Source organism: Acinetobacter sp. 102, from assembly GCF_037028485.1.
Classification (GTDB): Bacteria; Pseudomonadota; Gammaproteobacteria; order Pseudomonadales; family Moraxellaceae; genus Acinetobacter; species Acinetobacter higginsii.
Window position 1 is genome coordinate 78,043 of record NZ_JAZEZK010000018.1, and the last position, 13,704, is coordinate 91,746.

General features: G+C 34.7%; 13 protein-coding genes and 1 pseudogene. 11 read left to right on the top strand and 3 right to left on the bottom strand.

The window, feature by feature from the left end; all coding sequences use genetic code 11:
- Window positions 1–2: 2 nt before the first annotated feature.
- From WA352_RS16955 to WA352_RS16995, 9 genes are all read left to right on the top strand, one after another.
- A complete protein-coding gene (locus WA352_RS16955) occupies window positions 3–650 on the top strand; it encodes a TnsA endonuclease N-terminal domain-containing protein (protein WP_118971181.1) in 648 nt (215 codons plus the stop codon).
- Window positions 640–1,638 (top strand): hypothetical protein, encoded by a 999-nt coding sequence (locus WA352_RS16960; protein WP_336143376.1) that lies wholly within the window; start codon window positions 640–642, stop codon window positions 1,636–1,638. The genes WA352_RS16955 and WA352_RS16960 overlap by 11 nt, the downstream gene beginning before the upstream one ends.
- A gap of 56 nt (window positions 1,639–1,694) precedes the next feature.
- A protein-coding gene (locus WA352_RS16965) for an IS3 family transposase (RefSeq protein WP_101494812.1) occupies window positions 1,695–2,770 on the top strand; the annotation gives its coding sequence in 2 pieces (ribosomal slippage) (window positions 1,695–1,947 and window positions 1,947–2,770; 1,077 coding nt in all).
- Window positions 2,771–2,795: 25 nt separating this feature from the next.
- Window positions 2,796–3,740: a Mu transposase C-terminal domain-containing protein gene (locus WA352_RS16970; protein WP_336143379.1), complete on the top strand. Its 945-nt coding sequence runs from the start codon at window positions 2,796–2,798 to the stop codon at window positions 3,738–3,740.
- Window positions 3,737–4,621, top strand: coding sequence for a TniB family NTP-binding protein (locus WA352_RS16975; RefSeq protein ID WP_096641127.1), 885 nt, complete (start codon window positions 3,737–3,739; stop codon window positions 4,619–4,621). Before WA352_RS16970 ends, WA352_RS16975 begins: the two co-directional genes overlap by 4 nt.
- Entirely contained in the window at window positions 4,618–5,700 is a 1,083-nt protein-coding gene (locus WA352_RS16980; protein ID WP_096641129.1) for a TniQ family protein, read from the top strand. Before WA352_RS16975 ends, WA352_RS16980 begins: the two co-directional genes overlap by 4 nt.
- Window positions 5,697–7,103 (top strand): hypothetical protein, encoded by a 1,407-nt coding sequence (locus WA352_RS16985; RefSeq protein ID WP_118971179.1) that lies wholly within the window; start codon window positions 5,697–5,699, stop codon window positions 7,101–7,103. The genes WA352_RS16980 and WA352_RS16985 overlap by 4 nt, the downstream gene beginning before the upstream one ends.
- A gap of 118 nt (window positions 7,104–7,221) precedes the next feature.
- Window positions 7,222–7,425, top strand: a complete 204-nt coding sequence (locus WA352_RS16990; protein ID WP_005240278.1) for a hypothetical protein — start codon at window positions 7,222–7,224, stop codon at window positions 7,423–7,425.
- A 53-nt stretch (window positions 7,426–7,478) separates the two neighbouring features.
- Window positions 7,479–8,033, top strand: coding sequence for a hypothetical protein (locus WA352_RS16995; protein WP_118971178.1), 555 nt, complete (start codon window positions 7,479–7,481; stop codon window positions 8,031–8,033).
- A 118-nt stretch (window positions 8,034–8,151) separates the two neighbouring features.
- Here the strand turns inward: WA352_RS16995 and WA352_RS17000 are convergent.
- Window positions 8,152–8,439: pseudogene (locus WA352_RS17000) on the bottom strand (metal-dependent hydrolase); the annotation flags it as partial.
- Between the two features lie 279 nt (window positions 8,440–8,718).
- Between WA352_RS17000 and WA352_RS17005 the strand changes: the two are divergent.
- Complete coding sequence (locus tag WA352_RS17005; RefSeq protein WP_118971176.1) at window positions 8,719–9,825, top strand: hypothetical protein; 1,107 nt, start codon at window positions 8,719–8,721, stop codon at window positions 9,823–9,825.
- A 63-nt stretch (window positions 9,826–9,888) separates the two neighbouring features.
- Here the strand turns inward: WA352_RS17005 and WA352_RS17010 are convergent, their stop codons facing one another.
- Both WA352_RS17010 and WA352_RS17015 read right to left on the bottom strand, forming a co-directional pair.
- Window positions 9,889–10,860, bottom strand: coding sequence for a hypothetical protein (locus tag WA352_RS17010; protein ID WP_199983367.1), 972 nt, complete (start codon window positions 10,858–10,860; stop codon window positions 9,889–9,891).
- 291 nt (window positions 10,861–11,151) lie between these two features.
- On the bottom strand, window positions 11,152–12,177 hold the full coding sequence (locus tag WA352_RS17015) for a hypothetical protein (RefSeq protein ID WP_118971175.1): 1,026 nt from the start codon (window positions 12,175–12,177) through the stop codon (window positions 11,152–11,154).
- 448 nt (window positions 12,178–12,625) lie between these two features.
- On the opposite strand from WA352_RS17015, the gene WA352_RS17020 reads away from it, so the two are divergent.
- Window positions 12,626–13,704, top strand: a 1,079-nt coding sequence (locus tag WA352_RS17020; protein WP_118971174.1) for a helix-turn-helix domain-containing protein, incomplete at its 3' end; no start/stop codon positions are given.

The window sequence follows — 13,704 nt, forward strand, 5'->3', positions numbered from 1 at the left end:
CAATGTATAAATCTGTTAGAAAAATTGGCCCAACCAAACGTAGTGTTTCGGGATATTACTCTTTTAGAAACAAAGATTCCATTCCTTATGAATCATCTTTAGAACGTGACTTTGTTATGCTTCATGAATTTGATGACAATGTGATTGAAATAATTTCACAACCAGTTTCAATTCCTTTTGCACTGAATGGGGGCAACTATCAATACCATCCAGATTATTTAGTACTATTCCAAAATTGCACCAAAAGCGGGATGTTGGTTGAAGTAAAACCAGAAAATGAGTGGCGAGAGAATTGGCGAATTTGGCGTACAAAATGGAAAGCAGCCGCTCGATGGGCAAAGAAACGTAACTTTTTATTCCATATCTATGATGAGTCAAGAATTCGTGGGCAAGAATTAGAAAATATTAAAATTCTACATAGCTTTAAAAGAACTGCTTTTAATGAGCAGGAAATTCAGAAAGCTTATGACTTTATTGAAAATTCAGGAATGATTTCAGTTGCAGATTATTTAGTTCAATTTCCTGTGGCGCAACATGCTAGGCAATCTCAATTGTTATGGCAACTTCTGGCTAAGAAAATATTGGTGACAGATTTGTCCTTACCCCTAAATAAGGATTCAATGATTGAGGTAAGTCAGTATGGAAGATAATTCTAAAGAAAGTGTGATTCCTCTGAACCGGGAACAAGTAGATTTTTCTGTTGGGGCATCGGTTATTCATATACCTAGTGGTAAGAACTATAAAATTAAACGGCAGATTGATTTCTCATATATTGAATGTCAGTGTAGTGAGACCGGTCGGCTAATGGTTTTGCCTATCCTTTCTTTATCAAAATCAAATAATTCCGTACAGGTGAGCTATCCAGACTTAAATAGTATTGAGCCTGATGACTGGAAAGAAGCTGAACGTAGGTATAACCTGATTTTGCCTCTATTGAATGGAGAGATTTCGGGTCGAAAAGAAATTGATGAATATGCAAAAAATAAGGATATTGGGCGAGCAACCTTATATAGATGGTTTGGAATATATAAGGCAACACGTTCTGTAAGCTCTTTAATACCAAAACAACGAGGATGGCGAGAAGGAAATTCACGTTTAACATCTGAACAAGACAAAATTATTAATGATGTTATTAAGGAATATTATTTATCTCCTCAGAGATTATCTCAACATGATATATTTAATCAGATTAAAATTGTCTGTAGTCAAAGAAATATTACAAGACCTACCAAAAACTCTATTCGTAAACGCATATTAAGTTTATCAGCTAAAGATGTTTTATATGGTCGTGGACAGCCTAAAAAAGCCCAAGATAAGTTCGCCCCAAAAGCAGGTATGTTTCCAAATGTACTGTATCCACTTGATGTTATTCAAATAGATCATACACCAGTAGATTTAATACTGGTTGATGATTTGAATAGACAGCCGATAGGAAGACCTTGGGTTACTTTTGCGATTGATGTGTATAGCCGGATGATCCTTGGTTATTACTTATCTCTTGATGCACCATCCGAAATTGCAGTTGCTATGTGTATAGCACATGCTGTTTTACCAAAAGAGGAATGGTTGGCAGCAAAAGAGATAACTGGTGAATGGAAAGTCTGGGGGATTCCTAAAAAGATTGGTAATCCCCCCTAAAAATAATAGGATCTAAAAGTAGAATTTTCTCTTAAGATACGAGCAGGAGATTCTGCATGAAAACATCTAAATTTACTGACAGTCAGATCATGTCCATCTTGAAACAGGCAGAATCTGGCACACCTGTAGCGACCCTTTGCCGTGAACACGGCATGAGTAATGCTACCTTTTATAAATGGCGTGCCAAATATGGTGGTATGGATACATCATTAATGGCTCGACTGAAAGAGCTAGAAGCCGAAAATACCAGACTTAAAAAGATGTATGCGGAAGAGCGATTAAAGGCCGAAATCATCCAGGAAGCGATGGCAAAAAAGTGGTAAAGCCATCTTGCCGGCGTAAGATGGCACAACAGGCAGTTGCCCAGCATGCCATTAGTATTCGTTTGGCTTGTAAAGCATTTGGCATTAGTGAAACCTGCTACCGCTATCAAGCCAAACTCAGCGATGACAATGCACTCATTGCTGAACAGCTCATTGAACTCACTGAGGAAAATTCCGATTGGGGCTTTGGTTTGTGCTTCTCGTATTTACGGCATGTTGAGAGTTGCTGCTGGAATCACAAGCGGGTTTACCGCATTTACTGTGAGTTGGCACTGAATCTGCGTATTAAACCGAGAAGAAGACTAAAACGGCATGCGCCTGAACCATTGAAAGAACCAATCCGAGAAAATCAGGTTTGGTCATTAGATTTTATGCATGATCAGCTTTCCGATGGTCGCAAGTTTCGATTATTGAATGTGATTGATGATTACCGCCGCGAAGGCCTAGCCATTGAAGCAGGGTTCTCATTGCCCACAATCAGGGTTATTCGTACGTTGAATCAATTGCTGGAGTGGAGAGAAAAACCGTTAGTGATCCGATGCGATAATGGTCCCGAATTTATCAGTCACGAATTTGTGCGCTGGGCTACTGAGCACGGTATTCGTATTGAATATATTCAACCGGGTAAGCCACAGCAGAATGCGTATATTGAACGCTATAATCGGACCATACGTTATAGTTGGCTGAGCAAGCATTTATTTGATACTTTGGATGAAGTACAAGATTATGCAACAAACTGGTTGTGGCATTACAACCATGAAAGACCACATCAAGCTAACAAAGGAAAGCCACCTCTAATGGCTGCTTAACCTCTACTTTTAACTTCGGTTATTTATGGGAGGATTACCGATTCATGTAGATAATGGACCAGATTTTCGCACAGAAACTTTGAGAAGGGCGTGTTTGGAATATGACATCAATTTAGAGTTTAGACCAGTTAAAGTGCCGAATTATGGTGGGCATATTGAGCGACTGGTTGGAACTTTTATGAAAGAGACTCATAAATTAAAAGGTACAACCTTTTCTAATATTCAAGAAAGAAAAGAATATGATTCTGAAAAATACGCCTGTCTCACATTTGATGAAGCTGAAGCATGGATACTGAAACAAATTGTTAGTGTCTATCATAAAGAGATTCACTCTACTTTGAATATGTCACCTACCAGTAAATGGAGTGATGGAATTTATGGGACTGATTATGAGATAGGTTGTGGGTTGCCACATGTACCTGCTAATCCTAAAACTGTGATGTTGGATTTTATGCCATTTGAAGAGCGTACTATCCAGAATACAGGTGTAACTTGGGATGGGGTTCGATATTTTGATTTTATACTTGCCCCTTATATTGGGTTACGGGGAGAGGATGGTAAGGCACGTAAGTATATCTTCCGTAGAGATCCCCGTGATATTTCCATTATTTATTTCTTAAATCCTGATACGAAAAACTATATTCCAATTCCTGTATCTAATCAGAACTTGCCATCCACCAGTCTATGGCAGTTACGTGCGAGTAAAAAACGGTTAAAGGAACGTGGCCTCAAGGACTACAACGAACATCAAATCATTGAAACACTCATTGAAATGGAAAAGATTGTTGATAATGCTGCGGCCCAAACTAAAAAAATGAGACGTATAAGACAACGAAGCAAAATTCATCAAAAAAATGTTACGCCAGTTCAACCGATTGAAAAACAAAAGCGCCCTGAAAATGAAGCCTCAATTAAAGTAGACGGATTATTAGATACTGATTTCATTCAACCATTTGAGGATATTCAATGATGCATAAATTCTCACATATTCATCCAAAATTTCAGCACATTGCGGTTTTATCTGATGATGAAAGAATTGAATTTATCAATACAGCTCGTTGGATTGGCTATCAGGCTGCTAAGGATATTTTACAAAATTTGGAAGACTTATTTAATTTTCCCAAGAGACCTAGAATGCCCAATTTAATGATTGTGGGTGAATCAAATAATGGCAAAACTACTTTGGTTCAGCATTTTTATGAGAAGTATAAAGAACCCTATGAGACAGAAGATTTGGAATTGGTCATCCCTATTATTTTGATCGAAGCTCCTAGTACCGCAAATGAAAAAGCATTGTATATCGCTATTCTAGAGAAATTGGTCGCACCATATCGTCAAACAGCTTCCACTGAAATTCTGTATACGCAGGCTTTGCATTTAATGCGTACTTATAGAGTGAAAATGCTGATAATTGATGAGTTTCACTCAATGTTTACAGGAACGGCACGTAAACAACGTGAGATGATGAATGCCCTTAAGAGACTATGTAATGAACTACGAATACCAATTATTGGGGTTGGAACTGAAAATGCAGTAAATATTTTATTTACTGATAAACAATTTGCTAGTCGGTTTGATGTGGCGGAACTCCCTGTTTGGCCGTTAAATTCTGATTTTCAACGTATGCTGGTTTCGTTTGAACAGATCCTGCCACTTAAGCATAAATCTAATCTGCATGACCCTAAAATAGCACAAGCCATTTATTACAAGTCTGATGGTAATCTCGGAAATATCAGTAATCTATTGGCAAAGTGTGCCATTAAGGCAATACGCAATGGTTCAGAAATCATTGATCTTGATTTGATCAATGAACAGCAGGATTTCCGTTCTACTATAAAGGGACGAGTATGAAACACTCCCTCTTACGCTCACCACATTTAATCGATGATGAGACCTTGAGTTCTTGGTTGGTCCGTACAGCTTTGTATCAAGGGTGCGATCCTATGGTTTTGTCGTGGCGCATTTGGGATAAGTACAGAATTTGGACGATAGATTTTGAACGTAATTTAGCACATGAGCATTTATTGGCATTGTCTAAGGCAACAGGATTGCAAATTGATGTGCTCGATCAAATGCTACTTATCCATTTGGCAAAAAAATGTGTTCATGAATTCCATGCTGAGAGTGCGATTTGGTCATGGATATTGTGTCAAGGCATTAGAAATCGTAAGAAGTCAGTAGGACAACAGTATTGCCCACATTGTCTTGCTGAGGGTATACCTTATCTACGCAAGGAATGGAGAATGGCATGGGCAACAGTCTGTACTAAGCATCAGATATCATTACAAGATTCTTGTCCTGAATGTGGATTTTATTTCTTACCACACAAATTGCAAGGTTTGGAGCACGTATTATGCATATGTCATCACTGCGGATTTGATCTTCGTAACAGTCAAGGTATTGAAGCAAATTCAGCATTCCAGAAAGCTGCCCAAGCTGCAATTCAACAAGGCTATATAAACTGTGGCACTAATTTTTTATTAGTAGCCGAATGGTTTGCTGTGGCAAAGGTATTCGTTCTGTTATTAAGAAAAGCTGCTGCACATAAAAATGGTCGCTTTGCCAATATTTTTGCTGATTTGGGCGTATCTCTAGAGACACTGGTTTTACCCAAGACTGTAGGAACATTTGAATGGCTTCCGATTGCGGAGAGACACGGCTTGTTGAGGGATTGCTATATCTTATTGCAACAACCTTTGGAAAAGCTCATAGACACTGCTCAGTTGCACTCTCTTTCTGCGAATGCGATTTTGAATGTTGTCTCACAGGATAAACTGCCCCAGACTTTATTTCCCTTAGTGAATGGCTTAGAGCGACAGAGTAAGAACTACTCAAAACGTCAGTGCAAAGATGACCCTGTTTCCGAGAAAATCGTCATGCGAAAATGGGCAAGATTACAACGTAAAGTTCAGAGGATTATTGCCTCGTGAAAGATTGTAGTCAGTGTGGTAAATCAGTTGCTAGATATCATCGTATTCATAAAGGTGAGGGATATTGCCATACTTGTTATGTTCGTATGTTCAAGCTTTGTGTATGCTCATCATGTGGTGAGAAAAAACGAATTCATTATAAAGAGGAAAAACTAATTTGTGAGACTTGCCATAATAACAAGCCTTGCATTCGATGTGGTAAGCAAGAATATAAAATAGGAAAGATTACAGTGTATGGACCTGTATGTAATTCATGCAGCCCATATTTTAGGCAGAAAAAGCCTTGTGGATACTGTGGTACAAGGTCCACAAAATTAACCAAAACTGAAAAGAATGGCACTGGTCTTTCAATCTGCCCTAAATGTTATCGACAAGAGAAGGGTTATGAAAATTGTTCACAATGCCGTAAGAATCGCCTTTTAATAGAAACTGAACATGGGAGGATTTGTAAGAAATGTTATGAAGTTGGATTGATAGACTGTAAAGTCTGTGGAATACAGATACCTGCGGGTATGGGAAGTACCTGTGACTCCTGTGGTTGGTTAAAGCGGTTTAAGCAAAGAGTCCACCTACTAAAATTTACTATTTCTGCTGAACAGGTAAGAGTCGCTTTTATTAAGTTCTCTGAATGGCTATTACAGGATGTTGGTAGTAATAAAGCTGTGATGACTATTGAGCTTTATGCGCCTTTCTTTGTGGAAGTTACTCGATTCTGGAACAAGCTGCCTTCATACGAGTTGATACTTCAACACTTTAAGCCGAAAGGATTGAGAAAATACCTTAAGGTGAAACAATGGCTACATATCCTTTATCAAGAAAACTTTCAGGATTCTAAAAAAACGGATTTAGCTGAAGGCTGTAGGATAGATGCTTTGTTTGCCAAGATTGCTGACCAACCTATTATCTATGAACTATTACAAGGTTATCAGTCTGAGCTTATGGCAAAACTTCATGCAGGCAGAACTACATTGAAATCAGTAAGATTAGCTCTACAACCTGCTGTTGGTTTATTGCTAAGAACGCACCAGATACCAAATCAGTCAGAAATTAGTCACTATTTGTCAGAGAAATCAGGTCAAAAAGCAGCTCTAACAGGGTTTATCAACTATCTCAACAGAAAGTATGGTACACATTTGGTGTGCAATCATAGTGAAGAAGAAAGGATTCAGGCTCTACAAAGGAAAAAGAAAAGTTTGGAAAATGAGATAATAGCATTCCTTATTAAAAGTAGAGAAGAATCCAATCCACTATATATTATTGATTGGATTAAGATTTCTATGAAATATTTTCATGGCTGTACTTATAGGAATTCAAGTAAATTTGAAATTAAACACGGTCAATATGTTGTATTCCAAGATGGGAAAGACTATGTACTACCTTTTTTGGAGAGAGGTATTCCCTAGAAAGTTAAGCTTACTAGAGTAAATATTTACATTAAACATACCCCATGTGTTGAATTATTAGGCACAGTAAAGCTATAATTGTAGTCTTAAGTGGAGATATATTTTTTGAGAACTGATTATGAATCCAGAAATTGTTAAATGGGCAATGGAAACAAGTTCAAAAGCTAAAATTATACCAAGATTTCCTGATGAATGTGCTCAAGAAGCTTCAATAACAGCCGTATATGCTCAACAAGAAACGGATATGGAGTCTCTTAGTAATCACCTTGATATGGAGTATTTAGCTAATATCAAGGCTGGCAAGCATTTGTTAGCTTTTTAACTAATTGATTTTTTTAGAAAAAGCCCCAAACATAGTTTGGGGCTTTTATATTAATGTTTAAACTTTCAGAGAAATATATGGTTGCTAGGTTTAAATTGGAAAAGGCAGTTTATTTAGATATTCTTGAAGTCATAAGAGGTTCGATGCGGGCTTTTATTAAAGCTGAGGGAAAAATTCCTGAATCAGTGATAGATCCTATGGAAGAACAATGGATTGAACTAATTAATAGAAATTTTCAAGAAATTTATATTCAAACACATGAAAAAGTTAATAAATATTTAAATTTCTACAATGTTTTACCAGATAAATTAAGTAGTGATGAATTTAAGTATATTTATTTTATTGGCATGACAGTGGCTGATAAATTAAAAGAAGAAGGTATGGTTGATCATGCAAGATATCATTTAAAAGCTATTCTTCGTTTACTGGATTATAGATTGAAAGATCCATATGATGCATATAGACCTCAATTGTCTTTACGTATTCAAAAAACAATTGATAATCATAAAATTAACGAGCACTTTGGTGAGTTTGGCTGGTACTTGCTGTATAAATGCCTATTTAATGCAGCGCAAGAAAAGTCTATATCTCATAAAAAAGATGAATGAATAATATTAATTTAAACAGAGTATTAAGCTCGATTTTCGAGCTTTTTCTTTTTAAGAGATTGGCATTTACCAAGCTTATAAGTTTGATCTAATTAGGGTTGGCTCTACATGCAGAGAATTATTTCCCTGCATGCCATAATGCTTCGCCAGCCTGTAATGGGTCTCCTGTACGCTCCAATGTTTCTACCCAAATATCATACTGAGCAATTACAGGATGTTGATTAGGGTGAAAATCCTTTTTGTACCAAGTCATAAATGGTTTTTTCATTGCTGTAAAAATACCATCTTTAGCAAATAGCCATTTCATTCCCTGTTTAAACATTTGCGCCCTTTTAATGGAGCTAAAACCGTCTGCTTTTAGCATTAGATTAGTGCGATATAAGGTAAACCCCAATAAGGCAATTGTCATTTACAAACATTTATGCGACATTACAAACAACTGTGCGACACGCGATTTTATAGACATTAGAAGTAAAGTGTGAAAAACCAACTCCAACTAATTAATTTGAAATACAGAGATTAAAAAATTGGAAAAATAGAAACCCACCATTAAAACACCAACTAAATATTTGATAATTAATAGTTAAAATCTTATATTCTATTACATTAAGTTCTTTTAAAAGATAAAATCTTAACTGCCCTTTTTTGTGCGTACAACAATTCAATAACATAAGGATTTATTTCTATGGCAATTACAGCATACTCAAGGTCTTTCAAAAGGGAATTAGATGTAAGTCAAGTGAAGAATCTTTTTCAGAAAATTCAAAGTGATATTGACTTCTCTGAATTTATTAAAGTTGATATTGAGTGTCCTTGTTGCGGTGTTATTGGTGCTAGAGTTGTAAGTGAAAGTATATCACCCACCACTAATTTAGCAGTAAAACAAGCTTATTTTGCTTTTAAAAATGATAGTGGAGTTGATGCACACTTACTATATTGTGATTACTATGCTGGTCAGGAAAATCGACTCCACACAGATAAAGAATCAATAATTAATTTATCTAGATCAGGTAATGAGATTACAGAAGCTATTCGTAAACTTGTATGTTCTGCTATTTCCAATAACTATTTTAATCAAATAGATATTAGAAATATGAGGCAATGGTTTTATGATATGAGATCAAACCAAGACTTTTTGGTCGTGTCTAGTAAACATCAATTAAACGTATTAAGAAAGACTATTGTTCGAGATAAACGAAATACGGACGAATATAAGGTTGATAAAGATCTGTTAAAGTATGAATGGTTTGATTTAGATAATGAGGTATATGAATCATTAGCAACCAAGTTTCCTTTCCCCTATAAAGTAAAAGAAATAAACGGGTTAAACTACATTTTTTCAAAAAAATCAATTATAAAGAAAGCTACATCCATTTCAAATAAAAATAGTGGGCTATACGAATTTGATAGGTATCGTCTTGATGACAAGTACAAATTAGCAACACGACTGTCAATTCATATTATTAATAATGATAAATTTTTCTTTCATAAGATTGGTAGTAGCGTTGCAAAAGCTAGAGCTAACAACCCTTTAATGGCATATTCAGCAACTTTATTATTCGTAAATGATTGGGATTATAAAAAAAGCTGTACTATGCATAATGATATTATATTATCTTCAACAGAAGACTTTAACTTAGGAAATACCATAGGGCTTAATCCATTTATACATTATGATGCTTGGCTTGCTTTAAGATTCACATCTAATTGGATGAAAAATTTTCCTGATTTTGATTTTGATAGTGAGTTTTTGAAAGAGAAACAACGATTAAAAGAAATTTACGGCATATAATCATTGGATTTTATAAAGAGCTAGATTAAACACTAGCTCGTCAAACTCATTTAATATAGATTTTTATTTTGATATTTTTGTCAACATAAATAAGCTTTCATTATTCGTATGAATGACCGTAAATTGCTCAGTATGCAAGTTTTTAAACTGTTTTCTTAAATTACGTTTGAAGCTGCTAAAGCAAACAGGATTCATATTTTTTCGTTGACATAGGTATAAAAAATCTTTTGAGGCGATTCTTTTAGCTTCTGCTTGCAGCATGTGAACTTGTATCCAGTTCACTTTGTCAGTTGATAGCCATCCAATTACTTCGATTATTTTGTCAATTTGTTGATTAAGGTAAAGAATTGCGCTTTGCTCATCAACTACAGATCGTGCTTTCCAAACTGGGGAATTATGTGCAATATCATTCCTTAAATCACGTAATTTTGATATCTCGTTTTGTGCCGTGGCATTGGTGTAACCAGTAGGAAAATTTGGAAAGACACTTAAAGTACATTGCGGCCAAAGTGCTTTTTTATCACCATTCACAGAGAAACATTCTCTTAGTAAATTATCCCAAAAACCAAAATCCATCTTTGCAACTAATAAATCATGTTTAGTTAAACCATTTGGAGGTGTTTTTAGTTTCTTCTGAATATTGCTTACCTCACCATGATGCCATCTAATATTGGCTTTATCACGTTTAGGCTGATTGTATTGCGTCCTTACTCTGGTAGTAAGCACTTCGTACCAATTGGGTGCTATGAATTGTGTTCCACAAGTATGAATTGAGTTTCTTAAAGCAACTTCTAAGGTGCTTAATAGTGGTTGTATAGCAGCTGCAACTTTCACAGACCATATGTAAGTACCGTGAAGTTCAATCGGATTATTTGTATTAAAAATTCTTTGATACATCAGCAGGCGTTGATTTGGTAAAACGTTAGCAAGTGATGAGTAAGTTATTGTATATGGCATATTTTTTAGAGAGTTGACAGTTTTAGAGAATACGTCTATTATACATGGACTAGCTTGCAGATGACCACTGAATATCATGCCACTGCGATAAGCAACCGTTTACGGAGGAAAACCCCAATCAGAAATGATTGGGGTTTTTCACATTTATACTAATAAATTTTTTATAATTATTTAAACCTGCGAGTATAACATTACAATTTAACCATAATATACTAAATGTTATTTGATTGTTCATCCTGAATGAAGTTATTTAGTTCATCTTCACAATCTCCTAATTTATATTTTAATAACATCTATCTATAAAATTAAATGTACGCCCCCTTAAAAGAAGAATTTTGCAGTGCTAGATTAAAAATCCCCAAATATAGACTAATCAGCCTTAAGTAACTCAATATATTTATTAAGCAAGTTAAGTGAAATGTTTTTAATAACTTCAAGATCTCCATGATTAAAACTAACGTCACTACTATGGGCCAAATTATTTCGAATTTCTGCTAGATTTATAAATAATTGTAAGTTTGCTTGTCTTTGTTGCTCTGGTTGCTCAATTTTATTAAAAAATTCAAAAAGAATAGTCATTAATATTTTTTGATTACATTGCTTATAAATATTAACGTATTCTGATGGCTTTTCTAATACTTTGAAAATATGTTCAATAACTTTATTTTCCTTGAATAAAATTTCAACTACTTTATAGAAGTTCAAATAAGCATCCAAAAAAAGATTATTCTTTTGAAAACGTAAAGCAGCATCTATTAAATTCAGACAATTCTTAACTTTTTTATTATTTAGAATATTATTTCCATTAAATTCATAAGGTAATTTTTCTAATAAAAAATCTTTAAACTGCTCTTTTTTAAAAGCCATATTTTGGATTGTTAATGGAATCCCGATTTGTGACAATTGTTCCCAAATATTTTTTTTATAATTAAAAACAGATATCTTCTGTGGATAATCTGGCAATAAGAAAAAACTCCATCCTTTCAAAATAAAAAAATTCTTTAAAGAGTCTATGAATTTTTTTATTTCATCAGAAACTTGAATGGAAGAACGAATTTCTTTATTTAATCCATCTACTTTCAGATCGGCAGTCTGCTTTTCGTTTACTTTATATTTTAGTCTAACTTCTATTTCAAAGATTGCCTTATCCCTTGCTGCTTCAGACATAGATATTGATTGAATTAACAATGTTTTATCAATGAAAAAGTCATCAAATTCTATGAATATTTTCTGATCCCTTATTTCATTCATTGCAACACTGCTACTTCCAGCTCTAAGCCGTTCATTTACCTCTTCTAAAGTAAAGCTAAAATTTGTTACTATTGCAAATTCTAACTTTAATTCTAATCTTTCATCTATGTAACAATCACTTATATTTTCTATGAATCTACTCATATATTCTTCTTTCTCAATCTTTTAACTTTGTATCGCTGCTTGACAAGAAACCAGCTATAAAATGGTACTAACTTTTGTAAAGCATGTTTGAATCATTCAATATTTTAAATTAAATTGATTTAAATTCACTGTAAACAATCAAAAAATTTAACTAAAAGTCTTTAAGCTCTTCTCATCACATGGTTATTCACTGCTCCCAACTTTACTGAGAATCATCCATTGCTCAAATTTCGATAAAGAACATTATCTTTGAGTCTGGAGTTGATGTTAAATGTAAAATCAAAAACACTACATATTGTGTTAAAATTCATAACACACACTAAATAAAGTAAAAGAAGATAAAAAAGAAACAAATTAGGAATAATTTGAAGAAAAATTTGCATACGCTTTTTTGTTCAGTTATCATTCGATTAACTTGATCTTTAAGTCAATGATCTTGGAGGTGAATATGACTCATTTCAATCCTGACATGCTTAGTATTGCACGAAACTTTCGTGGTCTTAGTCAAACTGAACTAATTGCTGAAATGGGACAGTCTATTACCCAGGCTTCATTATCTAAAATTGAAAGTGGGGACTTAAAACCCTCCAATGAAGTTATCCATAATCTATCCAATGCCCTACATTTCCCTATACGATTTTTCGAACATATTGAAAAACTAAATGCACTGCCAATTAGTTTGCATGCATACAGAAAAAAAAGCTCTACCACAGCTAAAGCATTGAGCCGCATGAATGCTGAAATGATGTTAAAAATGGGCCATGTACAAACATTAGAATTGTTCACAAATGTGCCAAAAAGAAAAAATTCCTTACCAACTTTTAAAATTGGCCTAGATGTAAACACTCCTCAAGAAGCGGCTAAAAAGCTTAGATCATTGTGGACGTTAGGAAATGAACCTCTTGAAAACCTAACCGCCACTGTGGAAGATGCAGGGGTTTTAGTCTTTTTATGCGACTTTAAAGATAACAATGTTGATGGCGTATCCTTAAAAATGCATGGTGTGTCTCCATGTGTATTTCTAAATGCAAACCAGCCAAATGACAGAATACGCTTCACATTAGCACATGAACTTGGGCATTTGGTCCTCCATGAAGAGCCATCTGAGTTCATGGAAAAAGAAGCAAATGACTTTGCTGCCGAATTCTTAATGCCAGAAGAAAAAATTATTGATCAATTAGGTTCAACTAATTTAGCTCACTATCTAAGACTTAAAAAGGAATGGAAAACCTCAATGGCGGCCTTAATCTATAGGGCCTCAGAGTTAGGAACTATAACTTCAAGTCAAAGTGCCAATTTATGGCGGCAGATGGCTATGCGTGGTTATCGTAAAGTTGAACCAAATGAATTGGATCGAGAACCGACATATAGAGTAGCTTCAATGCTCTTTGACTACGCAATAGATGCAAAAAAAACATCAACAACTGTCATTAGTGAGTTATCTCAATTATTTGACTTATATGAAGATGACTTTAAAAAACTATATTATTTTGACCTAGATTCAATGGAGACTATTGAGATGGTTTC

Excerpts from the sequence above, each read along its gene's own strand:
- WA352_RS16970 (WP_336143379.1), top strand. The coding sequence starts at position 2,796 with ATGGGAGGATTACCGATTCATGTAGATAATGGACCAGATTTTCGCACA.
- WA352_RS17015 (WP_118971175.1), bottom strand. The coding sequence starts at position 12,177 with ATGAGTAGATTCATAGAAAATATAAGTGATTGTTACATAGATGAAAGA.
- WA352_RS16990 (WP_005240278.1), top strand. The coding sequence starts at position 7,222 with ATGAATCCAGAAATTGTTAAATGGGCAATGGAAACAAGTTCAAAAGCT.
- WA352_RS17005 (WP_118971176.1), top strand. The coding sequence starts at position 8,719 with ATGGCAATTACAGCATACTCAAGGTCTTTCAAAAGGGAATTAGATGTA.
- WA352_RS16955 (WP_118971181.1), top strand. The coding sequence starts at position 3 with ATGTATAAATCTGTTAGAAAAATTGGCCCAACCAAACGTAGTGTTTCG.
- WA352_RS16975 (WP_096641127.1), top strand. The coding sequence starts at position 3,737 with ATGATGCATAAATTCTCACATATTCATCCAAAATTTCAGCACATTGCG.
- WA352_RS16995 (WP_118971178.1), top strand. The coding sequence starts at position 7,479 with ATGTTTAAACTTTCAGAGAAATATATGGTTGCTAGGTTTAAATTGGAA.
- WA352_RS16960 (WP_336143376.1), top strand. The coding sequence starts at position 640 with ATGGAAGATAATTCTAAAGAAAGTGTGATTCCTCTGAACCGGGAACAA.
- WA352_RS17010 (WP_199983367.1), bottom strand. The coding sequence starts at position 10,860 with ATGATATTCAGTGGTCATCTGCAAGCTAGTCCATGTATAATAGACGTA.
- WA352_RS16980 (WP_096641129.1), top strand. The coding sequence starts at position 4,618 with ATGAAACACTCCCTCTTACGCTCACCACATTTAATCGATGATGAGACC.